The following is a 22,937-nucleotide window of genomic DNA, read 5'->3' as shown; positions in this document are numbered from 1 at the left end:
CGCGGTCTTTGACGCACTGGACAAAACGTTGACGGGACAAGAAGCCGCAGTACCGGGCGGAGGCGATCGAGGCATTCAAGGCTTCCGTGGAAGTCATCACCGCCGGGCTCAGGTAGCGATCGCGGTCGCCAGGACGAACGGCCGGGCTGCCGGCGACCGGCCGTTGACTTCTACCTGCCGCTGACCCATCTCCTCAGATCCGGCTCCGGCCATCCGATAACTGGCGTGACCGGTCCCGGTGGCGAAGGAGCGACGTGACGCATGCGCGGCCGCGGGCACTCGGCGCGATTCCGACGACCGACGTCGTCCCGCTCTGGGTGGGCGCGCCGCTCCTGTTCCTCACGGTCTGGGCGCTGGCGGTGTGGGGCGAACGGCACGGTGCGATCCTCGGATCGCCGCTGCCGGTGGCCACCCTGGCCACCCTGTTCGGCGCGTCCGGCAGTGAGCGGTTCCAGCGTCGGCTCGGCGGCGGCCATCTGCACAACCGAGTCGTACTTCGGCTGGTGTGCGCCACCGCGCTGCTCGGCGTGGTGCTGGCCCTGGCCGGCTGGGGCTTCCTGTTGCCCGCGGCCGTGATCCTGATCGGCACCCCGCACATCGGCTGGAGCGGCTCCCGCGCCTGGCGCCCGGCAACCGTGATCACGGTACTGGCGACCGTGGCGATCCAGGTCGCCGTCCAACTCGGCGTCGTACCGTCGGTGGTGGCCCCGGCCCACTCGCACGGCGCCGCCGCCATCCTCCTGCTCCTGGGTGGTTTCGGACTGAGCAATCTCGGGCTCAGCGCGGCCCGGGCCGAGCGGGCCGGGCTCGCCCTGGAACGCACCGAGGAACGATACCGGGCACTGGTGCAGGACTCCTCGGACGTGGTGGCCGTGATCGACGCCGGTGGCCGGCTCACCCACGTCAGCGCCGCCGTGCGCCGGGTCAGCGGCTGGGACGCCGACGACCTGCTGCACACCGCCTATCTCGATCTGTTCCACCCGGACGACCAGGAGCGGGCCCGCGCCGCCCTGGCCGACGTCGCCGACGCCGGCGCCGACAGCCAGGGGCGCCTCGAACTGCGGGTCGCGCACCGCGACGGCACCTGGCACTGGCACGAGGTCACCCTGCGCAACGCCCTCGACCATCCGGCCGTACGTGGCATCGTCTCGAACCAGCGCGACATCAGCGACCGGCGAGCCCAGCAGGCCCGGCTCGCCCACGCGGCGGCACACGATCCACTGACCGGCCTGCCGAACCGCGCGGAGGTGCTGCGGGTGCTGGAGACGGCGCTCCGGGACGCTGCCGCCGGGCAGGTCGTGGCGCTGTTCTTCATCGACTTGGACGGCTTCAAGGCGGTCAACGACGGTCACGGCCACGCCGCCGGCGACGCGCTCCTGGTGGCCGCCGCCCAACGGCTGCGGGCCGGCCTGCGCGATCAGGACCTGCTGGGCCGGCTCGGCGGAGACGAATTCGCCGCGATCCTGCCCGGGGTCACCGACGCGGCGGACGCCCGAACCCGGGCCGGGCAGCTCATGGCGGACATGGGACTGCCCTTCGCCCTGCCGGGCCGGCTCGTGACCATCGGCGCCAGCGTCGGCGTCGCGACGGGCGGTCCGGAAACCGGCGCGGACGATCTGATGGCCGCCGCCGACACCAGGATGTACGAGGTCAAACGGCACAACCGGGGACGGCGCCGGCACGCTGCGCCGACGGCGTCCTGACCCGTCGGAGGTGAGCCGCGTCCGGCGCGGCGGAGCGGTGTCAGCTCGCACCGATGACGCCGTGCAGCCAGGTGGCGGGTTCCCGCGCCGCGAGGGCGCCGGCCACCGACAGGAGCAGCAGCAGACCTGCGGTCAGGGCCGTGATCACACCAAGTGTGCTGTGCATGAATCTGACGCGGGTGGCGCTCGGGTCACCGGCGAAACGCCGCTTCCAGAAATGGGCGCTCGCCAGGGCGGTTGCCACCATCAGCGGGGCGGAGATCGCCACACCGACCCACAGGTATCGCTCCGCCTCGCCGAGCAATACCGTCAGCGCGGGGGAGCCGGCGTGCGGGCCGGCCGATTCCGCCAGACCTTCGCGCATCTCACCCAAAACCTGTGCGAGCTTTCCGTCGGCGGTTCTACCGGGTAGCAGCGGCAGCAAGGCGATCAACGGTACGACCGCCACCTGGATGTTCACCGACAGCACTCCCACGGCGAGAACCGTCAACACCGTCGCGGCCGTGGCAACCACCGCGTACCCGGCCCGGACCCGCAGGTATCGCCGCCACAGCGCGATGCTGAGCAGGGTGAGGACAATGACCAGCAACGTGCTGATCACCACCTTGATCACATGCCATTGGAACCAGTAGTCGACCAGTGTCGTCAGGCGGGCGGGGAACTCCGGGGCTCCGCTTCGCCAATACTCGACGAGAGCACGGCCGATGGCGTCCCGCCGTACCTCGTCGTTGTTGTAAGCCCCGAAATGGGGTCTCAGGAGGGCGGCGGGACCGAGCACGAATGCTGTCACCAGAACTGCGCCGGCCGCCAGCAGCGACCCGACGACGGAAATCGAATGCAGTCGAATGGTCTTGCGGCCGGAACCCGGTGCTGATTCGGCGGCACCGGTTGTCGTGGTCGATGGGAATCGCATAGGGCGACGCTAGAGAAGGAACCATTCGGAGCGCGATGGCGCAGGAGGTAGCACAACCGGGTGAGGCTGCACTACCTGTGGGGTATAGCTGGCCCTACCCCAGGCCTGCGTGCTCGCCGAGCCGAGGTGGGGTCAGCGGGTGATGCGGATGTCGTCGACGTAGCCGCGGTAGCCGCCGGTCGCGGCGGCCTGGTCGTAACCGATGTCCAGCTGGGCGATCGTCTTGCCGGCGGCGACGGCGCCGAGGGGGACGCTGACCAGGTTCCAGGTGTCGAGGGTGAGTTTGCCGCACTGGTACGCCGGGTGGGCCCGGTTGCCGCGCTGGTCCTTGGCGCCGGAGTCGCGCAGGCTGGTGCGGGCGCCGGTGGCCGGGTTGACCAGGATCAGGTCGATCGCGACGCACGAGCTGTTGGTGCCGGTGGCCAGGCCCCAGCTGGTCGTACTGCTCTGCGGGTAGATCCAGTAGGACAGCCGGGTGGTCGAGGTGATCGGCAGGTCGCCGAAACCGAAGACCCGGGTGTACGCGTACGACGTGCTCGCGCTGGTGTCCTTGCCGGAGTACATCAGCACCCGCCCGCCGGAGTGCGCGCCGGTCGGGCTGGTCCCGTTGAGCAGTTCCGGGCCGGTCAGCGTGCCGGTGATGCCGCCGACGTTGCGCAGGCCGCCGCCGGGCGCCGTGCTGGAGACCGAGTTGGTCCAGGCGTTGCCCGCCTGGAACGTCTCGACCCCGCTGGCGAACAGGTCGCTGGAGTTCCAGCTCGGCTCGGTCTGGTTCGCCGGTTGCAGCACCAGCGCACCGTCGTCGCCCAGGCGCAGTGGCGAGGCGCCGCGGCCTTCGGTGCCGGTGGCCCACAGTGGACGGTCGGCGTAGTCGTAGAGGACCAGGTTGCCGTCCGGCTGGTCGGTGAGCCGGTAGGCCTTTTGGCTGCCCTGCACCCAGACGGCTTTCGCGGTAGTGCCGCGCAGGTCGTACAGAACCAGGTTGCCGTCCGCCTGCATCCAGAGCGTGTACTGACCGTTGGCGGACTTCAGTGCCGCGCCGCGGAACAGGGAGCGGCCCGGGGCGAGCGTGGGCAGCCAGTTCTCGCCGTCGAGCACCGCGCGCAGGTCGCTGTAGATCGGTTCCTTCGGCCGGCCGGCGCTGTCCCGCAGGCCGAAGTGGCACTCGCCGTCGGCCGGGTTCCGCACGCACAGTTCGTTGTCGGCCGCGGTGTCCTGGAAGGAATAGATGAAGAGCGGTCCGGTGTACGGGCGTGAGCGCCACATCCGCACCCCCTCCTCGAGGGCGTCCCGGACCCGCTCCGCGGACTGCGGCTGCCGCGAGCCCTGGGTCGGGAACCCGAACTCGGTGCCCCAGATCTTCTTGTCCGCGTCGCCGTTGCGCACCATCACGTCGCGCAGCGCGGCCAGGCCACCGCAGGTCGGGTCGTCCGGCCCGAACCCGGACCAGTAGCGGTACCAGTTGACCGTGCCGGTGCACGGATCCTGCGCGTACGACGGGAGGTTGCCGCCGCCCCAGTCGGGATACGGGTGGTAGGCGACGGCGTCCATGAACCTGGCCCCGCCGCTGCGGTATCCGTAGTCGAGCCAGTCGATGGCCTCGTTGTCGTTGTAGATGACGCCGTCCTTCTCGTAGGCGTCACCGCCGCCGGAGCCACCGGCCAGCACCGCACAGCCGGGGCAGGCGGCGTGGATCTCGGGGTAGGCGGCCTCGACCAGCTCCCAGTAGCGCTGCATCCGGGCCGTGGTGCTGTTGTCGCCGTAGCTGGCGAACCGTACGTAGTTCGGCTCGTTCCAGATCTCGTACGCCTGCACCTTGGGGCCGAAGTGGGCCACCGTCTGCCGGACGATCGTCGTCCAGGTCTCGTCGTCGGCCGGTAGCCAGTTCGGTTCCTTGCCGCCGTTGGCCCAGCTCGGCGTGTAGTCGAGGATCAGCAGCACGCGTACGCCGCGGGCGTAGGCGGCGTCGACGGTCTGGTCCAGCCGCTGCCAGTTCGGTGCGCCGTCGCTGGTCGGCTGGACCTGGTCCCATTGCAGGTCGAGGCGGATGATCGGCTTCTTGTCGCCGAGGTAGTCGTCCATCGCCGCGATCCGGTCCGGGCGTCCCTCGGTGTCAGCGCCGTCGATGAAACCGACGTCGGCCGAGGTGAAGGCGTACGGGTCGGCGTCCGCCCGGGCCGGCGGGGCGACGCCGATGATCGCGGCCGCCACGACCGGGATGATGCTCCACGCGGAAATCCGCCGCACTGCTACTCCCCCGATGCTGCCCGGACCCCCGCCGGACGACATCGAACCGTATCAAGATGTTGATCGCGGTCGTCGGGAGGAGCGGATCAGGCCGGTTGATGGGTCCAGGCCGGGCGGGGCGCCGGGACGGTCCGATGTGCGCGGCCGGGGCGTAGCGGGTGCCGGGCGGCATGGTGGGCGGCAGCGAGGGCTTCGGTGTGCAGACGGTCGCGGGTCGCGGTGGCTTGCAGGATGTTCTGCCAGGCGGAGTGTTCGGCGGCGGTGGCCTGGCGGTGGCGGTGCCGGCGGTGCTCGGCGACCGCGCGGAGCAGGGCCAACTCCTGGTCGACCGGGTGCAGGCGTGGGTTCCAGCCGTCCCGGGCGGCCATCGCGGCCGGTAGCGCGGAGGCCGGCAGGTCGCCTCGGCGCACCGCCGCGTGCACGCTGCGGTGCAGGAAACGTTCCCGGTCGGTGAACTCGACCGCCGCCTGCGCGGCCGGGGACGCGGTGAACGCCGACGCGGTACGGGCCCGGGTCACCCGCTGCTCGGCCGCCTGCCAGCTCAGCCAGGTGTCGCCGGTGTGCTGTCCGGCCTCGTGCCAGAGTTGCTGCCGATGGCTGAGCGCCTGCTCCGCCCGTACCGCCGCGATCTTTGCCTGGCCGGCGAACCGCACCGCGGCCGCAGCCTCGCGCCGGGCCTGCTCGCGGGCCTCGAGGTGGGCGCGCAGCAGGTCGACGGCGGCCATCGCCAGCTGGCCGGGGCGGTGCACCGACTGCGGATTCGCCAGCAGCATCATGGCCGGAAGCGCGGCCACCATCAGCATCATCCAGATGATCACCAGGGTCGTCGAGTCGGTCAGCAGTGTCTGCGACAGGAGGTTCACCGTCGGGAGTCCTTACGGGAGAGAAACGGAGGCGGACGGCCTCCGGCCGTCGACGCGCTGAGCAAGTACGGCGGATGGTCCGCCTTCGATGCGTGCTTAAACGGCGGTGACGGGCGGCGCGCGGGAGACACCGACCGAAACGGTGTGCTGCGCCGTCAGGACCTGCTCGCGGTCGGTGACCACGATCGCGGCCCGCTGGTCGTCGGCGGCGGAATCGCTGGCCGGCTCGGTGCGGGCTTCGTGCTGCTCCCCGGCGGGGACGACACGGCCGGGCTCCGGCCGGGCGACCGGCGTCACGCCGGCGACGGCCAGCAGGAACGCCAGGAGGACGGGCAGGCAGCGGCGGAACACGCCGCGCGCCTCGTCCTTGATCATGTCGTCCACAGTACGTAGTGAAACGCCCGGCCAGGGGCGACCCGCGAGACCCCACCGGGTGACGTCGGGCGACTGCCGCCCCGGGTCCGGACCCGGGGCGGCCCGGCGCGCCGGGTCAGATTCCGTAGCGGGCGGTCATCGTGGTGACCGCCTCGGCCACGGCCTGGTCGATCGCGGAGCGGGCGGGGGCCCAGTCGGTGAGCAGCAGGGTGGGCCAGAAGACGAAGTTGGAGATCATCCCGAGGAACTGGGTCGCGGCGAGGTCGGGGTCGCCGACCTTCGCGGAGCCGGCCTCGGCGGCGGCGGCCAGGTAGCGGCTGACCGACTCGAAGTACGGCATCTTGCCGCGGCTGAACTGGGCCTCGCCCAGCTCCGGGAAGCGCGGCAGCTCGGCGATGACGATGCGGAACAGCGCGGTCATGCCGGGGCGGGTGAGCAGCTCGACGTACCGGTGACCGATGGTGGTCAGCCCGGAGCGCAGGTCCCCGGCCGACGGCTCCGGGCCGTCGGCGGCCTCGACCTGCCAGGACCCGGTCACGATCGCGTCGAAGAGCGCCGCCTTGGTGGGGAACTGCTTGAACAGGGTGGCCTTCGAGACCCCGGCCGCCTCCGCGATCTTCGCGAGCGAGGTGCCGTCGTAACCGGCGGCCAGGAACAGGCCGGTGGCGGCCTCGATGATGGCCGCGCGCTTCTCTTCCGCGACGCGCCGGTGGTACGCCGAGGGCTCGGTGCTCATGGGCACCAGTATGCCGGATGGCGAGGTGAGTCACTTGACTCACCACTCTTGTCTTCGTATCTTTGGTGGCGAGGTGAGCCGGTCAGCTCACCACTCCACCGCTCGAAGGACTCGCCATGCCACGCTTCACCAACCAGACCGCCCTGATCACCGGCGGCACCGGCGGACTCGGCGAGAGCCACGTCCGGGCCTACCACGCCGAGGGCGCGAACGTCGTCATCGGCAGCACCGCCGGCGGCCTGAGCAAGGCCACGGAAATCGCCGCGGAGCTGGGCGGACGCGCACTCGCGGTGCGGCTCGACGTGGCCCGCGAAGCGGACTGGACGGCCGCCGTCGCCGCGACCGAACAAACCTTCGGCGGGCTGACGATCGTGGTCAACAACGCGGGCGTGCAGAATCCGGCCGCCCCGATCGAGTCGACCGACCTGAGCCTCTGGGAACGCGCGCTCACCGTCAACGTGACCGGGCAGTTCCTCGGGATCAGGGCCGTCACCCCGGCGATGCGGCGGGCCGGCGGCGGGGTGATCGTGAACATCGGCTCGACGATGGCGTACGGCGGCACCGCCCTCTACGCCTCCTACGTCGCCAGCAAGTGGGCGATCCGGGGTCTGACCCTGAGCGCCGCCCTCGAACTGGGCCGGGACAACATCCGGGTCAACGCCATCCACCCCGGGGTCATCTCGACCAGGCTGATCCACGAGCCGGCCGCGCCGGGCGAGCGGCCGATCTCGGACTTCTACGATCCGGCGCCGTTCGCGATCCCCCGCCTCGGCGACCCGGCCGACGTCAGCGCGGCGCTGCTCTACCTCACCTCGCCCGAGGCGTCGTTCGCGACCGGGACCGAGCTGGTGCTCGACGGCGGCCTGCTGCTGGGCCCCGCCCTGCCGGCCGGCATCGGCTGACGCGCATGCCGACCGAGGCCGCCATCCGCCGGGCGCTGGAGCTGACCCCCGCGTCATCGACCCGCGCCCGGATCATCGACATCACCACGATCGGCCGTCGCACCGGCCGCCCCCGCCGGATCGAGATCTTCTTCTACCGGGTGCGCGGGCGGTTCTACCTCAACAGCGGGCTGCTGCGGCCGCCGAGCTGGTACGCGAACCTGCTGGGCAACCCCGATTTCACGGTTCACCTCAAGAACGGTGTCCGGGCCGATCTGCGGGCCCGGGCCCGGCCGGTCACCGACCCGGACGAGCGCCGGGCGGTGTTCACCGAGGTCGTCGCCGACCTCAACCAGCCCAGCAACCCGGGCACCATCGCCCAGCCCACGCACCTGGCCGACTGGCTGCGCGTGAGCCGCCTCGTCGAAATCACCTTCCCCGACCACCAGGTCTGAGGTGAGTCGCTGACCGACCGCGATGCGGGCCCCGGCGACAGGGCCCGCATCAGCAAGATCACCGCGCGGGTACCGGACCGTCCGGCGCGCCGGGCTCAGCGGATTTCGTACCCGGTGACGCTGCCTGCCGATCACCGATGCCGAGCCGGTGACCGTCCACCTGGTGTGGCCGCGGCCGCCCACCCACCCGGCCACCGGCGCCTTCGTCGAGTTCGCCGGCAAGACGATCGCGCCGTAACTCACAGCAGGGAGGTCAGGACGCCTCCGTCGACGCGCATGGCGGAGCCGTTGATCGCGGAGGCGACCGGGCTGGCGAGGAAGGTCACCGCGTTCGCGATCTCGGCCGGTTCGATGAAGCGGCCCAGCAGGGTCGTCTGGTTCATCCCGATGATCGCGGCCTTCATCTGCTCCTCGGGGAGGGACTGCGCGCCGGCCAGCGCCCGGACCGTGCCGGCGACGCCGTCGGAATAGGTCGGGCCGCCCAGCACCGAGTTGACGGTGACCGCGGTGCCCTTGGTGAGCTTCGCCAGGCCGTTGCCGACCGCGAGCATCGCCGCCTTGGAGGTGCCGTAGTGGATCATGTTGGCCGGGATGTTGACGCCCGACTCGCTGCTGACGAAGACGATCCGGCCCCATCCCCGGTCGAGCATGCCCGGCAGGAGCCGGCGGGCCAGCCGGACGCCGCTGAGCACGTTGACCTCGTGGTAGAGCCGCCAGTCGTCGTCGGAGATCAGCGCGAAGTCCTTGAGCTCGAAGAGCCCGACGTTGTTGACCAGGATGTCGACGGCCGGGAGCTGGTCGCACAGCCGGTCGACGTCGCCGGTGACCGCGAAGTCGGCGGGCAGGCCGCTGACCGAGGCGCCGGGCACCTCGCGGCGCAGGGCTGCCACGGCCTCGGTGAGCTTCGCCTGGTCGCGGCCGTTGAGGAGCACGTCGGCGCCCTCACCCGCCAGGGCCTTCGCGGTCGCGTACCCGATGCCTCGGGTGGATCCGCTGATGAATGCCGTCTTACCGCTGAGCCTCAGGTCCATGGGTCCCCCTCGTGATCACCGCCGGCCGTCCGGCGCGCTGATCACCAGGTTGCCGTGCCCCGATGAGCATCCGATGAGCAAGCGGAACGGTCAGACCGGGTGGGGCACGCCGCCCGAGGCCCGGCGGACCGTCGCGATCGCCTCGTCGATCCGGTCGGTCAGGGCGGCGTCGCCGGCCGGGTGGGTGAGGCCGCCGAGGATGTCGTGGGTGAACTGGGCGGCGATCTGCTCGATGGACTGCGGGCCGTCCGGCCGGTACCAGGTCCAGGCGTAGTTGCACATGCCGAAGATGTGCAGCGCGGTCATCCGCGGGTCGCCGGTGTGCAGGACGCCCTGCCGCACCCCGTCGCGCAGGATGCCGACCAGGATCTCGGTGTACGCGACCCGCTGGCCGCGAACGTACTCGGCGACCTCGCCCTCGAAGTACCGGACCAGCTCGCGCAGGCAGGCGAGGCTGGCGGCGCGGTCGTCGCGGTGGGCCTTCAGCAGGGCGTAGATCATGGCGATCAGCCGCCGGACCGGATCGTCGAGCTCGGCCGCGATGAAGTCCGCCTCGGCGAAACGCCGGCCGAAGTACGCTACGTGCAACTCGCCGAGCATCGCTTCCTTGCTGCGGAAGTGGTGGACGATCGTGCCCTTGCTCAGGCCCAGCTCCGCCGCGACGTCGCCCAGGCTGGTGTCGGCGTAACCCCGCTCGGCCACCTGCTCGGCGAACACTCGCAGAATCGCGTCGCGGGAGCTCGCACGGGGAATTCGGCCGGTCACCCGACCACTATACGAAGGTGCACTTGCTGACCGTACGAGCGGTCAGTTAGCGTTCGGGTATCCCCACTGACGCGGATCCCTAGGAGAAGACGTGGACTACGGCGTCACCGCCCTTCCCGGCCTCCCGTCGCGGGTCACGATCTGCGAGGTCGGGCCGCGCGACGGGCTGCAGAACGAGTCCGCCGTCGTGCCCGTCGAGATCAAGGCGGAGTTCGTCGAACGCCTGGTGGCCGCCGGGCACACGATGGTCGAGGTGACCAGTTTCGTGCCGGCCAAATGGGTGCCCCAGCTCGCCGACGCGGAGCAGCTGCTGGAGCGGCTGACGTTCGCCGACGGGGTCCGCTACCCGGTGCTGGTCCCGAACCAGCGTGGGCTGGACCGGGCCCTGGCACTGGGGGTGCGCGACATCGCGGTGTTCGCCAGCGCGACCGAGACGTTCGCCCGGCGCAACCTGAACCGCACCGTCGACGAGTCGCTGACGATGTTCGCCCCGGTCGTCGAGCGGGCCCGTGCTGAGGGTCTGGGCGTCCGGGCGTACGTCTCGATGTGTTTCGGTGATCCCTGGGAGGGCGAGGTGCCGATCGCCCAGGTCGTCGCCGTGGCCCGCCGCTTGATGGAGCTCGGCTGCACGCAGCTCAGCCTGGGCGACACGATCGGCGTCGGCACGCCGGGCCGGGTCGCAGCGCTGCTCGACGCCCTGGTCGCGGACGGTACGCCGGTGGAGCACGTCGCGGTGCACTTCCACGACACGTACGGGCAGGCACTGGCCAACACGCTGGTCGCGCTGCAGCGCGGGGTGACGACCGTGGACGCCTCGGCCGGTGGGCTCGGCGGGTGTCCGTACGCGAAGAGCGCCACCGGCAATCTCGCCACCGAGGACCTGGTCTGGCAGCTGCACGGCCTGGGCATCGAGACCGGTATCGACCTGGGCAAACTCGCCGAGACCAGCCGCTGGATGGCCGGTGTCCTGGGCCGGCCCAGCCCGTCGCGCGCCGTCACCGCGCTCACCGGCGCCTGAACCCCGTGGAGGCAGCAATGACGACCCCGGTACTGGGTACCCGCAGCGGCCCCGGCACGCCGGCGTTCGACCGCAACGCCGAGGCGCACCGGTCCCTGGTCGCCGACCTGAACGCGCAGCTCGCGACGGCTCGGCTGGGCGGGCCGGAGAAGTCCCGGACCCGGCACGTGGACCGCGGCAAGCTGCTGCCCCGGGACCGGGTCGACAGCCTGGTCGACCCGTCGTCGCCGTTCCTCGAGCTGTCCCCGCTGGCCGCGCACGGCCTCTACGACGACCAGGCGCCGGCGGCCGGCATCATCACCGGGGTCGGCCGGGTCGCCGGCCGCGAGTGCGTGATCGTCGCGAACGACGCCACGGTCAAGGGCGGCACCTACTACCCGCTGACGGTCAAGAAGCATCTGCGGGCGCAGGAGGTGGCGCTGCACAACCGGCTGCCCTGCATCTACCTGGTCGACTCGGGCGGTGCCTACCTGCCCCGGCAGGACGAGGTGTTCCCGGACCGGGAGCACTTCGGGCGGATCTTCTACAACCAGGCGCAGATGTCCGCGCGGGCGATCCCGCAGATCGCGGCGGTGCTGGGGTCGTGCACGGCCGGCGGCGCCTACGTGCCGGCCATGTCCGACGAGGCGGTGATCGTGCGCAACCAGGGCACCATCTTCCTCGGCGGGCCGCCGCTGGTGAAGGCGGCGACCGGGGAGATCGTGACCGCGGAGGACCTGGGCGGCGGGGACCTGCACGCCAAGGTGTCCGGCGTGGTGGACCATCTCGCCGACGACGACGCCGACGCGCTGCGCATCGTCCGGTCGATCGTGTCGACCCTGGCCCCGCGCACGCCCGCGCCCTGGCCGCGGATCCCCACCGAGGAGCCGGCGGTCGATCCGGGCGAGCTCTACGGGGTGGTGCCGACGGATCCGCGTACGCCGTACGACGTCCGCGAGGTGATCGCCCGGATCGTCGACGGCTCCCGGTTCGCCGAGTTCAAGCCGGACTACGGCGACACGCTGGTCACCGGGTTCGCCCACCTGCACGGCCATCCGGTGGGCATCGTGGCCAACAACGGCGTGCTGTTCGCCGAGTCGGCGCTCAAGGGCGCGCACTTCATCGAGCTGTGCGACCAGCGCGGGATCCCGCTGGTGTTCCTGCAGAACATCACCGGGTTCATGGTCGGCCGGGAGTACGAGGCCGGCGGCATCGCCAAGCACGGCGCGAAGCTGGTCACCGCGGTGGCGACCACCCGGGTGCCCAAGCTGACGGTGGTGATCGGCGGCTCGTTCGGCGCCGGGAACTACGCGATGTGCGGCCGGGCGTACTCGCCCCGGTTCCTGTTCATGTGGCCGAACGCCCGGATCTCGGTGATGGGCGGCGAGCAGGCGGCGACCGTGCTGGGCACGGTCGGCAGCGCCAACGACCCGGACGCGATCCGCGCCCAGTACGAGACCCAGGGCCACCCCTACTACTCCACCGCCCGGATCTGGGACGACGGGGTGATCGACCCGGCCGACACCCGGACCGTGCTCGGCCTGTCGCTGTCCATCGCCGCCAATGCCCCGCTCGCCGAGCCCGGCTTCGGCGTCTTCCGGATGTGAGGACCATGAAGCCGGATGTGATGAGGGACGTGAGCGAGATGTTCTCCACCGTGCTGGTCGCCAACCGTGGCGAGATCGCGGTCCGCGTCATCCGGACCCTGCGCCGGCTCGGGATCCGCGCGGTCGCGGTGTACTCCGACGCCGACGCGCGGGCCCCGCACGTGACCGCGGCCGACGTCGCGGTCCGGCTCGGGCCGGCCGCCGCGACCGCGTCGTACCTGTCCATCGAGGCGGTGCTGGCCGCGGCGCGGGCGACCGGGGCGCAGGCGATCCACCCCGGGTACGGGTTCCTCAGCGAGAACACCGCGTTCGCCGCCGCGTGCGAGGCCGCCGGGATCACCTTCATCGGCCCGCCCGCCCCGGCCATCGAGGCGATGGGCGACAAGATCCGGGCCAAGCAGACCGTGGCCAAGGCCGGTGTCCCGGTCGTGCCCGGCTCCGACGGCAGCGGCCTGTCCGACGACGACCTGATCGCCGCCGTCCACGAGACCGGCCTGCCGGTGCTGCTCAAGCCGTCGGCCGGCGGCGGCGGCAAGGGCATGCGCGAGGTCCACGACGCCGGCGACCTGCGCGCGGTGATCGCGAGCGCGCGCCGGGAGGCGCGGAGCTCGTTCGGCGACGACACCCTGCTGGTCGAGCGGCTGATCACCACGCCCCGGCACATCGAGATCCAGGTGCTGGCCGACGGGCACGGCAATGTGGTGCACCTCGGCGAGCGGGAGTGCTCGCTGCAGCGCCGGCACCAGAAGATCGTCGAGGAGGCGCCGTCGCCGCTGCTCACCGCGGAGCGCCGGGCCGCGATGGGGGCGGCGGCCTGCGAGGCCGCCCGCAGCGTCGGCTACGTCGGCGCCGGCACGGTCGAGTTCATCGTGGCCGGTGACCGGCCCGACGACTGGTTCTTCATGGAGATGAACACCCGGCTGCAGGTCGAGCACCCGGTCACCGAGGAGGTGTACGGCGTCGACCTGGTCGAGATGCAGCTGCGCGTCGCGGCCGGCGAGCCGGCGCCCTGGCCGGCCGCGCTGCTCCCCCGCGGCCATGCGATCGAGGTGCGGGTGTACGCCGAGGACCCCGCGGCCGGCTTCCTGCCCACCGGCGGCCGCATCCTGACCCTGCGCGAGCCGCACGGCCTGCCCGGGGTGCGGGTCGACTCGGGGATCGCCGAGGGCGGCCTGGTCGGCTCGGACTACGACCCGATGCTGTCGAAGATCATCGCGTACGGCGGGGACCGGGCCGAGGCCCTGCGCCGCCTGGACGCCGCCCTGAGCCGGACCGTCCTGCTCGGACTGGGCACGAACATCGGCTTCCTGCGTGCCCTGCTGGCCGACCCGGACGTACGCGCCGGGAACCTCGACACCGGCCTGGTCGGGCGCCGCCTCGACACCCTCACCGAGAACCGGCCGCCGGCCGACGTGATCGGCGCCGCGATCGGCACCGCCCTGCTCGACCTGGAACCCCCGGCCGGATCGGGGCGGGTCGTCGACCCGTTCGACATCCCCGGCGGATGGCGGCCGGGCGGCCGGGCGTGGACGACCCACCGGCTGGTCATCGACGGGAACCCGCCGGTCGAGGTCCGCTCGCGCGGGCGCGCGGCCGACGCCGAGATCACCGTCGACGGCGGGCCGCCGATCCGGATCAGCACCGGTCCGGACGGCCGGCACAGCCAGGACGGGACCACCCGGATGTACGCGATCGCCCGCGACCCGGCCGGGATCCTCTGGATCGGCCGCGACGGCCAGGCCTGGGCGGTCCGCCGGCAGGAGGCCCTCGACGCCGCCGGCGGTCCCGCGGCCGCGGCCGGCGGGCCGGTCCGCTCGCCGATGCCGGGCACCGTGACCGTCGTCGCGGTCGCCGAGGGCGACCACGTCACGGCCGGTCAGACGGTCGCCGTCGTGGAGGCCATGAAGATGGAGCACACCCTCACCGCACCGGTCGACGGCACCGTCCGCGAGCTGCACGCCCGCGTCGGCGCGACCGTCGCCAAAGACACCGTCCTGTTGATCATCGAGGGAGCCAGCGATGGATCTTGAACTTTCCGACGAGCACGCCGCGCTCCGCGCGACGGTCGAGGACTTCGCGCAGAAGGAGGTCGCCCCGGTCATCGGGGACTTCTACGAACGCGGGGCGTTCCCCTACGACCTGGTCCGCAAGATGGGGGCGATGGGCCTGTTCGGCCTGCCGTTCCCGGAGGAGCACGGCGGGATGGGCGGCGACTACTTCGCGCTGTGCCTGGCCTTGGAGGAGCTCGCCCGCGTCGACTCGTCGGTCGCCGTCACCCTGGAGGCCGGCGTCTCCCTCGGCGCCATGCCGATCTTCCGCTTCGGCACCGACGAGCAGAAGGCCGCCTGGCTGCCGCAGCTCGCCGCGGGTGAGCGGCTCGGCGCCTTCGGCCTGACCGAGGCCGGCGGCGGCAGCGACGCGAGCGCCACCCGCACCACCGCCCGGGTGGAGGACGGCGAGTGGGTGATCAACGGCTCCAAGTGCTTCATCACCAACTCCGGCACGGACATCACCGCGCTGGTCACGGTCACCGCGGTGACCGGGGAGCGGGACGGCCGCAAGCAGATCTCCGCGATCATCGTCCCGTCCGGCACGCCCGGGTTCACGGTCAGCGAGAAGTACTCCAAGGTCGGCTGGGCCGCGTCGGACACCCGCGAGCTCGCCTTCGACGACGTACGCGTGCCGGTCGCGAACCTGCTCGGCGAACAGGGCCGCGGTTACGCCCAGTTCCTGTCCATTCTCGACGAGGGCCGGGTCGCCTTCGCCGCACTCGCGGTCGGGCTCGCCCAGGGCTGCGTCGACGAGTCGGTCCGCTATGCCCGCGAGCGGCAGGCCTTCGGTCACCACCTCGGTCACTATCAGGCCATTCAATTCAAGATCGCCGACATGGAGGTACGGGCCCACACCGCCCGGATGGCGTACTACGCGGCAGCGGCGAAGATGCTCGCCGGCAAACCGTTCAAGAAGGAGGCCTCGATCGCGAAACTCGCCGCCTCCAACGCCGCCATGGACAACGCCCGCGACGCCACCCAGATCTTCGGCGGCTACGGCTTCATGAACGACTACCCGGTGGGCCGCTTCTACCGCGACGCCAAGATCCTCGAGATCGGCGAGGGCACCTCCGAGGTCCAGCGCATGCTGATCGCCCGCCACCTCGGCCTCGTGGCGACCGCGGCATAGGCCGGCCCGCCCAGTAAAAATCCACCTGATGTCCAGTGGGTGCGCCTAATTTCAGCGGCGAGGGTCACCTTCGTCGAGGGAGAAGTGAGGCGGACAGCATGCCGGAGTCAGCGATCAGCAACGACACGAACCACCGCGCCGCCGGGCCGGTCGGGCTGGCCTGGCCGCCCGACCGATCCGGGGAGCCGGCCGGGGGCGCCGAGCCGGCCCGCTACACCGGCCGCCACCGCCGCCGGTCGGGCGCGGACACCGTCGAGGCGACACCCGCACGGGCCTAGGTGTCGCCGAGGGTGGCCAGGAACTCGTCGGCGCGGTGGGCGAACAGATGGGCCTCGCGGTCGGCGGACAGCCGGCGCGCCCGCTCGGCGGCCGCCCGGACCACCGCGACCGGCTCGCCCCGGGCGTGCAGCAGCCGGGCCCGGAACAGCAGGAGCAGACCCTCCGGGTAGCGCTGGCCGTGGGCGGCGAGGAAGTGGTCGGCCCGGTCGAGGGCGGCGCCGGCCTCGTCCAGGGCGCCGGCCGCCAGCCGCATCTCGGCGAGCAGGCCGAACCAGGTGGCCACGCACGAGCGGGGCGGGTCGAGCAGCATGGTGGCGATGACGCGCTCGGCCTCGGCCGCCGCGCCGGCCGGGTCGTGGCCGGTCACGGCGAGCGCCCAGCAGCGGGCCAGCCGCTGGTAGGTGCCGAGGAAGGCGAAGCTGAACTCGGGGTCGACGGCGATCCCGCGCCGCGCGGCCCGCAGCGCCCGGTCCGGCTCGCCGGTCAGCGCGGCGATCCGGACGGCGAAGGTCGCCCACACCGTGATCACGTACGGGTCGTCCCCCGCCGCGTCCTCCAGCGCGTCGACCGCCGCCCACGCCGCCGGGACGTCGCCGTGCAACGCGGTCGTCTCGGCCAGCATCCCGGCCGAGAGCAGCTGCAGGTCGTGCCGGAGCGGGTCCTCCCCGCGCGGGGCGAGGTCGCGGCCGGAGCGGCTCAGGTACCGGAACGCCGCGCCGATGTTGCCGACCGCCCACTGGTGGATGCCCCAGGCGTGCACGCCGTACTCGCGCAGGACCGGGTCGTCGGACGCCTCGCCACGCTCCAGCATCTGGCGGGCCAGCGGGCCGCTGCGGTCGAGCTCGATCGCCTGGGCGTGCGCGGCCCAGCGCGAGAACAGGAAGTCGGTGGCCTGCCGGTCCCGGCCCAGCTCCCGGGCCAATTGCTCGGCCCGGGTCATCAGGTCCAGCGCGGCCGAGCCGTACATCGACCGCATCCCGACGATCGTGGTGAGCTCCAGCAGGGCGGACAGCTCCCACTCGGCCAGTCCGGCGGTCCGCGCGACCTGCGCGGCGGATCGCAGGTGCCGCTCGGCCGCCTCGAACGCGGACTTGACGGCCGCCCGGCGACCGGCGTGCACCAGCGCCTCCGCGGTGTGCGCCGGATCAGCCAGCGGCCCGGCCGCCCACAGGTGGTAGGCGCGGCGTTCGGCGACCGACTCGCCACTCGGGTCGAGGCTGCGCAGCGCGTCCGCGACCCGCAGGTGCAGCGGTTTGGCCCGGCCCGGCGGGGTGGTCTCGGCGACCGCCTCGCGGACCAGGTCGTGAGCGAAGCGGAACCGGAACGGATCCTCCGGCCGGGGTTCGAGCAGGCCCAGCGCGCCGACCGGTTCGAGAAGCTCGAGGCAGGTCTCGACGTCGATGCCGGCGATCTCGGCGAGCAGCGCGACGTCCACGTCCCGGCCCACGAGCGCGGCGATCCGCAGCAGCTCACGGGCCTCGTGGCCGATTCCGGACATCCGGTCGAGCACCACGTCACGCACGGTGGAGGGCACGCCGGCCGCCGACGCGGCGTCGCCACCGTCGGCGATCATTCGGGACACTTCAAGGACAAAAAACGCATTTCCCGCCGTACGGGAATGAATGCTCTTGATCGTGTCCTCATCCGGAATGCGGCCGGCCTCGCGACGCACCAGATCCGTCACCGCGGCCAGATCCAGCGGCCCGAGCCGGATCCGGCGGTGACCGGGCACCCGGCTGGCCGCCGCCAGCATCCGGGACAGCTCGGACGTCGGCGCCGGAGCCCGGTCCCGCAGCGCGCCGACCACCACGACGCCGGCCGGGAGGCGGGCCGTCAGGTGACCGAAAAGGTCCATCGAACCGACGTCCGCCCACTGCAGGTCGTCGATCACCAGCAGCGTCGGCCGCTCCGCCGCGGCCTGCCCGACCAGCGCGAGGACCTGCTCGAACAGCCGGAACTGGGCGCCGCTGTCGGGCAGCACCGGCGCTTCGGGGACGTCGTGGGCGTGCGGCTTCACCAGCCGGCCGAGTCCGCCGGCGAGCCACTCCTCACGCGCCGCCGGCGACAGCCCGTCGAGGATCGTGCCGATCGCCTGCACCCACGGCCACATCGACGGGGTCCCGTCGCCGTCCGTGCAGGAGCTCCAGACGACCAGCGCGCCGCGCCGGCCGGCCTCGGCGGCGACCTCCGCCAGCAGGCGGGTCTTGCCCACCCCCGGCTCGCCCTCGACCAGGCCCAGTCCGGTGCCGCCGGCGAAGGCGGACGCCACCGTGTGCCGCAGCATCGCCATCTCCTCGGCCCGCCCGACCAGGCCGTGCGCCGCGTCGACCGGGTCCGCCGGCACCGGCGGCGCGATCGTGGCGGCCGGGGCGGAAACCGGGGCCAGGACCCGCCGGTGGGCGTCGCGCAGGGCCGGGCCGGGGTCGACGCCGAGCTCCGCGGCCAGCCGGATCCGCACCTCGCGGTACACCGACAGCGCCTCGGACCGGTGCCCGGCCGCGCCCAGGGTGACGATCAGGGCGGCCTGCACCGGCTCGTGCAACGGCGCCGTCGACGCGGCCAGGCGCAGCGCCGGCAACGCGGTCGCCGGCCGGCACTGCCGCACCGCCAGCGCGGCGGTCGCCACGCACGCGTCGTGGAACTCGCCGTCCAGCGCGCCGAAGGCGGCCATCGCGGCCGGGCCGTGCGGCAGCCCGTGACCGGCCGGGCCGCGCCAGAGCCCGACCGCCGCCAGGTAGTGCTCCAGCGCTGTCCCGGGAGCCGGCTCGGCGCGGGCCGTGGCGACCAGCTCGCGGAAGGTGCGCAGGTCCAGCCCGGCGGAACCGGCCGTGAACAGGTAACCGTTGCCGCGGCGGAGCAGGTACGCGCCGGCGTCGCGGGCCGGGAGGTCGGGCTCGAACAGCCGGCGGAGCGTGCCGACGTACTTCTGGATGACGTTCACCGCGCTGGCCGGCGCGTCCTCGCCCCAGATCAGGTCGATCAGCTCGGCCACGCTCACCGGCTGACCGGCCCGGGCCAGCAACAGCGCCAGCAGGAGCGACTGCTGCTGCGGGCCCGGGTCCACTTCGGACCCGTCGCGCCAGAGCCGGAGCGGCCCGAGGATCTCCAGGCGCAGGGCGGGAGCCATCCCGGGACCACCTCCGAAGCCGACGGCGTTGCTCGATCGGGCATCGCTGCCGGACTGCGGGGAAGGGTTCCGCAGCTGATTGACCGGCGTAGCCTACCTGCCCGGTCGGCTTCGCACGCTGCCCGATCGGGCAGTCCCGCCGGTCGGGACCACCGGATGTCAGTCCGAGTTCAGTGGATCGTCAGTGCCCGGTTCCTATCCTGTCCCGATGTCAGACCCACGCCGGATCCCGGTCGCCGTGCACAGCGCGGATCCGCTGATCCACGCCGGCCTGACCTGCCTCCTGCGGGACAGCCCGGGGATCGACCTGCGGGCCGCGGACGACGATCGGGTCGCGGTCGTGGTGGTCGTCGCCGATCGGCTCGGGGGCCCGGTGCTCACCGATCTGCGCGCCTGGTGTCGTACCCGAAAGGTGGTGTTGATCGTCTCGGGGTTGAGCGAGGCACAGCTGCTCAGCGTGCTGGAGAGCGGAGTCTCGACCGTCCTGTTCCGGCACCGGGTCACCGCGGAACGGTTGTCCGACATGGTCCGCGCGGCGGCCCGCGACGACCGGGATCTGCCCGGCGAGGCGGTGGGTCAACTGGTCGACGCGGTGCTGCGGCTGCGCCGGGAAGCCCCCGGCGACCAGGGTCCGATGACCGAGCGGGAGCTGGACGTGCTGCGGCTGCTGGCCGACGGCCTGGACACCCGGGAGATCGGCGGGCGGCTCGGCTGCTCGGACCGCACCGTCAAGAACGTGCTGCACGGCATCACGGTCCGATTCCGATCACGGAACCGGACCCACGCCGTCGCGCATGCCCTGCGCCAGGGGTACCTATGAGGCCGGGGCCAGGAGGGCCTGGCGCAGCTGGGATCGCGACATGATGCCGAGCTTCAGGAACACCTTGCGCAGGTGGTACTGGACCGTCCGCGGGCTGATGAACAGCCGGGCGCCGATCTCCGGGTTGGTCAGGCCGTCCCCGGCCAGCCTCGCGATCTGCGCCTCCTGCGCGGTCAGCTCGGCCCGCTGCTCCTCGGCGGCCCGGGCCCCGGCGTCGCCGGTGGCGGACAGCTCGCGCGCCGCCCGGCCGGCGAAGGCGGCGGCGCCCAGGGTCCGGAAACTCTGGTGCGCCTCGCGCAGGTGCCGGCGGGCGTCGCCGCGGCGGCCCCGCCGGCGCAGCCACTCGCCGAACATCAGGTGCGAGCGGGCCAGTTCGAGGCGGCCGCGGGTCTCGCCGAGGTGCCGGACCGACTCGCGGAAGTGGTGCTCGGCGTCGTCGCCGGCGAGCAGCGCCAGGCTGCGTTCGTGCAGGCCGGACAGCCACGGGCCGGGTCCGCAGGCCAGGCGTTCGGCCAGCCGGTCGCGGACGTCGCGCAGGTCGTCGGTGGCGCCGGTGCGGGCGGCCGCGTCCATCAGCTCGGCGGCCACCGCCGGGCCGAGCGGGATCTGGTCGGCCCGGAACACCCGTCGCGCCGCCGGGAGTGCCACGTCGAACCGGCCGAGCCCGTTCGCCAGCAGCGCGTCGGCGTAGTCGGCGCAGAACCCGAACGCGCCGCGCCCGGCCGCGATCGACGCGCGCACCTGACCGCCGAGCTCGCGGGTCCGGGCCTCCTCGCCGCGCCACGCGCTGACGATGAGCTCGGTGTGCGCGTTCGACCGGCCGGTGGTCACCGCCGCGACCGAGTTCGCCTCGCCGAGCAGGGCTTCGGCCGCGAAGAAGTCGCCCTCGTAGACGCGCTGGTAGGCGGCGAAATTCAGGGCCGCCGGAAGTACGCCGAGGGCACCGTCCCGCCGGCAGGCCGCGACCTGCCGGGCGACCAGGACTCCCCACGCCCGTTCGTCCATCAGTTCCGCGGGCAGCATCAGGATCAGCCGGAACGCGCCGAACGCCGACCAGCGGTCCGACGGCCGGGCCGCGACCAGGGCCTGCACGGCCTGGCGCAGCACCGGCGCGGCGGCCGGGTAGCCGACCGTGACCCGCCGGTGCAGGCCGCGTAGCAGCAGGTCGGTGACGGTCGGTGGATCGGCCGGCCGGTCGGCGAGCTCGGCCACCGCGGCGGCCGTCCGGGCGATCAGCGCGTCGTCGGGCTCCGCGTCGGACAGCGCCCCGACCAGCGCTTCCAGACCCGCTTCGACGGCCGCTGCCCGGTTGGTGGCCCGGAATCCCGCGGCGGCCTTCAGGAGCAGGCCGACGCCTTCCGCACGCCGGTACTGCTCCAGCCCGACCAGTCCGCGGATCCGCAGGATCCGGGCGAGGTCCTCGTCGCCGAGGAGCGCCGAGCCGGCCGACTCCACCAGGCCGAGGGCGGTTTCCAGGGACCCCGAGTCCCGCGTCGCCTCGGCCGCGGCGAGCAGGCGGCGGACCCGGGCCCGCATGTCGACGGTGAGCGCGGCCGACCGTTCCAGGAACGCGGCCGACGCGGCCAGCCCGCCCCGGGAACGGGCCTGATCCGCGGATCGCTCCAGCTCGTCGGCGGTCACCTCGTCCGGGCCGGTCGCGGCGTACGCCCGATGCCAGGCCCGGCGGTCCGGGGCCGAACCCGGGTCGGTGACCGCGCCCAGGGCGTCGTGGGCCTCGCGGCGCTGGGCCAGGCTCGCGGCGCGGTAGACGGCGGTCCGGGCCAGCGGATGCCGGAACTCGACCCGGGCGCCGATCATGACCAGGCCGCACGCGAGAGCGTCGGTGGCCGCCGTCAGCTCCAGGCCGAGGCGGGCCGCGGCCGCCCACAACGTCGTCGCGTCGCCGACCGGTTCGGCCGCGGCGAGCAGCAGGAACTGCCGCGCGGGCGGGTTCAGGGCGGCGAGCCGGTCCCGGTAGCCGGCCTCGGCGCCGCGCGGCAGCGGCATCGCGCCGGGGAACCGGAAGCCGCCGGCCAGCGCGGCCGGCCCGACGCCGCGCGGCAGGTCGAGCAGCGCCGACGGGTTTCCCCTGGTCTCGGCCACGATCTGGTGCCGGACGCTCGGGTCCAGCGGGCCGGTCAGCGCCGAGTCGAGCAGTTCCCCGGCGTGCCGGGCGGACAGCCCGGACACGGTGAGCGCCGGCAGCCCGTCCAGCTCGGCGGTGCCGCCGGCCGACGCGAACACGAAACCGGCCGCCCCGGCCGACATCCGCCGGGCCACGAACGACAGGGCCAGCACGGTCGGCCGGTCCAGCCACTGCTCGTCGTCGACCAGGCAGAGCACCGGTCCCGGCTGGGCCAGGTCGCCGACCAGGTTGAGGACGGCCAGGGCGACCACGTACCGGTCCGGGCGGGCACCGTCCTCGATGCCGAACGCGACCCGCAGGGCGGTGCGACGCGGGGCCGGGAGCCCGTCGATGCGCTCGATCATCGAGCCGAACATCTGGTGCAGGCCGGCGAAGGGCAGCTCCGATTCGGCCCGGATGCCGGTGGCTCGCAGGACCCGTACGTCATCGGCCTTGTTCGTCAGGTGCTCCAACAGGGCGCTCTTGCCGATGCCGGGTTCGCCGAGCAGGACCAGCGCGCGGCTGTGACCGGCCCGCACCGACCCGATCAGCTCGTCGAGCGCGCGGCACTCGTCATCGCGGCCGATCAACGCGACCGGTCTGTCGGCATCGGTGTTCACAACGGGCCCCCGGCTGTCGGTGATCAACGTTCCGGCATCCGTCCCCGGATGCTGACCGCAGTCTGCGGAATGCGACTGAACAATCACTTCAACCGCACTGACCTCGCCTCTTCAGCCGGACTGAGGCGACGCCGGCCACCGGCCAGTGTGGTCGGCCGGCCTGGCCGGTCCGCGGCGCAAGCCGTTCCCCTGTCGTCCACTGCCGACCAGTAT

At 72.9% G+C, this 22,937-nt stretch carries 18 protein-coding genes; 9 read left to right on the top strand and 9 right to left on the bottom strand.

The annotated features are described in order from the left end of the window. Window positions 1-254: 254 nt before the first annotated feature. Window positions 255-1,703, top strand: a complete 1,449-nt coding sequence (locus L3i22_RS11745; protein WP_221326995.1) for a diguanylate cyclase domain-containing protein — start codon at window positions 255-257, stop codon at window positions 1,701-1,703. Between the two features lie 40 nt (window positions 1,704-1,743). Here the strand turns inward: L3i22_RS11745 and L3i22_RS11740 are convergent, their stop codons facing one another. The 5 genes from L3i22_RS11740 to L3i22_RS11720 form a co-directional block, all read right to left on the bottom strand. After that, entirely contained in the window at window positions 1,744-2,616 is an 873-nt protein-coding gene (locus L3i22_RS11740; protein ID WP_221326994.1) for a hypothetical protein, read from the bottom strand. A gap of 132 nt (window positions 2,617-2,748) precedes the next feature. Next, window positions 2,749-4,863, bottom strand: coding sequence for a cellulase family glycosylhydrolase (locus L3i22_RS11735; RefSeq protein ID WP_221326993.1), 2,115 nt, complete (start codon window positions 4,861-4,863; stop codon window positions 2,749-2,751). Window positions 4,864-4,949: 86 nt separating this feature from the next. Then, a complete protein-coding gene (locus L3i22_RS11730) occupies window positions 4,950-5,726 on the bottom strand; it encodes a hypothetical protein (protein WP_221326992.1) in 777 nt (258 codons plus the stop codon). A gap of 96 nt (window positions 5,727-5,822) precedes the next feature. Next, a complete protein-coding gene (locus L3i22_RS11725; RefSeq protein ID WP_221326991.1) occupies window positions 5,823-6,101 on the bottom strand; it encodes a hypothetical protein in 279 nt (92 codons plus the stop codon). A gap of 115 nt (window positions 6,102-6,216) precedes the next feature. After that, window positions 6,217-6,837: a TetR/AcrR family transcriptional regulator gene (locus tag L3i22_RS11720; protein WP_221326990.1), complete on the bottom strand. Its 621-nt coding sequence runs from the start codon at window positions 6,835-6,837 to the stop codon at window positions 6,217-6,219. A gap of 116 nt (window positions 6,838-6,953) precedes the next feature. Between L3i22_RS11720 and L3i22_RS11715 the strand changes: the two genes are divergently transcribed. Continuing rightward, complete coding sequence (locus L3i22_RS11715; protein ID WP_221326989.1) at window positions 6,954-7,739, top strand: SDR family NAD(P)-dependent oxidoreductase; 786 nt, start codon at window positions 6,954-6,956, stop codon at window positions 7,737-7,739. Between the two features lie 5 nt (window positions 7,740-7,744). Continuing rightward, on the top strand, window positions 7,745-8,173 hold the full coding sequence (locus tag L3i22_RS11710; protein ID WP_221326988.1) for a nitroreductase/quinone reductase family protein: 429 nt from the start codon (window positions 7,745-7,747) through the stop codon (window positions 8,171-8,173). Window positions 8,174-8,412: 239 nt separating this feature from the next. On the opposite strand, the gene L3i22_RS11705 is transcribed toward L3i22_RS11710, so the two are convergent. Further along, a complete protein-coding gene (locus L3i22_RS11705) occupies window positions 8,413-9,204 on the bottom strand; it encodes an SDR family NAD(P)-dependent oxidoreductase (RefSeq protein ID WP_221326987.1) in 792 nt (263 codons plus the stop codon). A 90-nt stretch (window positions 9,205-9,294) separates the two neighbouring features. Then, a complete protein-coding gene (locus L3i22_RS11700) occupies window positions 9,295-9,969 on the bottom strand; it encodes a TetR/AcrR family transcriptional regulator (protein ID WP_221326986.1) in 675 nt (224 codons plus the stop codon). Between the two features lie 91 nt (window positions 9,970-10,060). Between L3i22_RS11700 and L3i22_RS11695 the strand changes: the two genes are divergently transcribed. The 5 genes from L3i22_RS11695 to L3i22_RS11675 all read left to right on the top strand — a co-directional run bounded on the left by L3i22_RS11695 (window position 10,061) and on the right by L3i22_RS11675 (window position 16,031). Beyond that, on the top strand, window positions 10,061-10,987 hold the full coding sequence (locus L3i22_RS11695; protein WP_221326985.1) for a hydroxymethylglutaryl-CoA lyase: 927 nt from the start codon (window positions 10,061-10,063) through the stop codon (window positions 10,985-10,987). 17 nt (window positions 10,988-11,004) lie between these two features. Continuing rightward, complete coding sequence (locus L3i22_RS11690) at window positions 11,005-12,573, top strand: carboxyl transferase domain-containing protein (protein ID WP_221326984.1); 1,569 nt, start codon at window positions 11,005-11,007, stop codon at window positions 12,571-12,573. Between the two features lie 38 nt (window positions 12,574-12,611). Then, entirely contained in the window at window positions 12,612-14,603 is a 1,992-nt protein-coding gene (locus L3i22_RS11685) for a biotin carboxylase N-terminal domain-containing protein (protein ID WP_221329917.1), read from the top strand. Continuing rightward, on the top strand, window positions 14,593-15,753 hold the full coding sequence (locus L3i22_RS11680) for an acyl-CoA dehydrogenase family protein (RefSeq protein WP_221326983.1): 1,161 nt from the start codon (window positions 14,593-14,595) through the stop codon (window positions 15,751-15,753). Before L3i22_RS11685 ends, L3i22_RS11680 begins: the two co-directional genes overlap by 11 nt. 98 nt (window positions 15,754-15,851) lie before the next feature. Beyond that, window positions 15,852-16,031 carry a hypothetical protein gene (locus L3i22_RS11675; protein WP_221326982.1) on the top strand — a complete coding sequence of 60 codons (180 nt, stop codon included), beginning with the start codon at window positions 15,852-15,854 and terminating at the stop codon, window positions 16,029-16,031. On the opposite strand, the gene L3i22_RS11670 is transcribed toward L3i22_RS11675, so the two are convergent. Then, window positions 16,028-19,159 (bottom strand): AAA family ATPase, encoded by a 3,132-nt coding sequence (locus tag L3i22_RS11670; RefSeq protein ID WP_221326981.1) that lies wholly within the window; start codon window positions 19,157-19,159, stop codon window positions 16,028-16,030. The two genes, L3i22_RS11675 and L3i22_RS11670, sit on opposite strands and share 4 nt — an antisense overlap. A gap of 208 nt (window positions 19,160-19,367) precedes the next feature. On the opposite strand from L3i22_RS11670, the gene L3i22_RS11665 reads away from it, so the two are divergent. Then, entirely contained in the window at window positions 19,368-19,979 is a 612-nt protein-coding gene (locus L3i22_RS11665; protein WP_221326980.1) for a LuxR C-terminal-related transcriptional regulator, read from the top strand. Here L3i22_RS11665 and L3i22_RS11660 read toward each other — a convergent pair. Then, window positions 19,974-22,724 carry an AAA family ATPase gene (locus L3i22_RS11660; protein ID WP_221326979.1) on the bottom strand — a complete coding sequence of 917 codons (2,751 nt, stop codon included), beginning with the start codon at window positions 22,722-22,724 and terminating at the stop codon, window positions 19,974-19,976. The genes L3i22_RS11665 and L3i22_RS11660 overlap by 6 nt on opposite strands. Window positions 22,725-22,937 lie beyond the last annotated feature (213 nt).

This window comes from Actinoplanes sp. L3-i22, assembly GCF_019704555.1.
In the GTDB taxonomy this organism is placed as follows: Bacteria; Actinomycetota; Actinomycetes; order Mycobacteriales; family Micromonosporaceae; genus Actinoplanes.
The sequence above is the reverse complement of the archived record's forward strand: the minus strand, read 5'-3'. Positions and strand labels throughout refer to the sequence as shown.

Bases quoted from the DNA above. Each gene is read 5' to 3' on its own strand.
- L3i22_RS11725 (WP_221326991.1), bottom strand. From the start codon at position 6,101: ATGATCAAGGACGAGGCGCGCGGCGTGTTCCGCCGCTGCCTGCCCGTC.
- L3i22_RS11690 (WP_221326984.1), top strand. From the start codon at position 11,005: ATGACGACCCCGGTACTGGGTACCCGCAGCGGCCCCGGCACGCCGGCG.
- L3i22_RS11720 (WP_221326990.1), bottom strand. From the start codon at position 6,837: ATGAGCACCGAGCCCTCGGCGTACCACCGGCGCGTCGCGGAAGAGAAG.
- L3i22_RS11675 (WP_221326982.1), top strand. From the start codon at position 15,852: ATGCCGGAGTCAGCGATCAGCAACGACACGAACCACCGCGCCGCCGGG.
- L3i22_RS11740 (WP_221326994.1), bottom strand. From the start codon at position 2,616: ATGCGATTCCCATCGACCACGACAACCGGTGCCGCCGAATCAGCACCG.
- L3i22_RS11705 (WP_221326987.1), bottom strand. From the start codon at position 9,204: ATGGACCTGAGGCTCAGCGGTAAGACGGCATTCATCAGCGGATCCACC.
- L3i22_RS11680 (WP_221326983.1), top strand. From the start codon at position 14,593: ATGGATCTTGAACTTTCCGACGAGCACGCCGCGCTCCGCGCGACGGTC.
- L3i22_RS11710 (WP_221326988.1), top strand. From the start codon at position 7,745: ATGCCGACCGAGGCCGCCATCCGCCGGGCGCTGGAGCTGACCCCCGCG.
- L3i22_RS11665 (WP_221326980.1), top strand. From the start codon at position 19,368: ATGTCAGACCCACGCCGGATCCCGGTCGCCGTGCACAGCGCGGATCCG.
- L3i22_RS11715 (WP_221326989.1), top strand. From the start codon at position 6,954: ATGCCACGCTTCACCAACCAGACCGCCCTGATCACCGGCGGCACCGGC.
- L3i22_RS11685 (WP_221329917.1), top strand. From the start codon at position 12,612: ATGTTCTCCACCGTGCTGGTCGCCAACCGTGGCGAGATCGCGGTCCGC.
- L3i22_RS11670 (WP_221326981.1), bottom strand. From the start codon at position 19,159: ATGGCTCCCGCCCTGCGCCTGGAGATCCTCGGGCCGCTCCGGCTCTGG.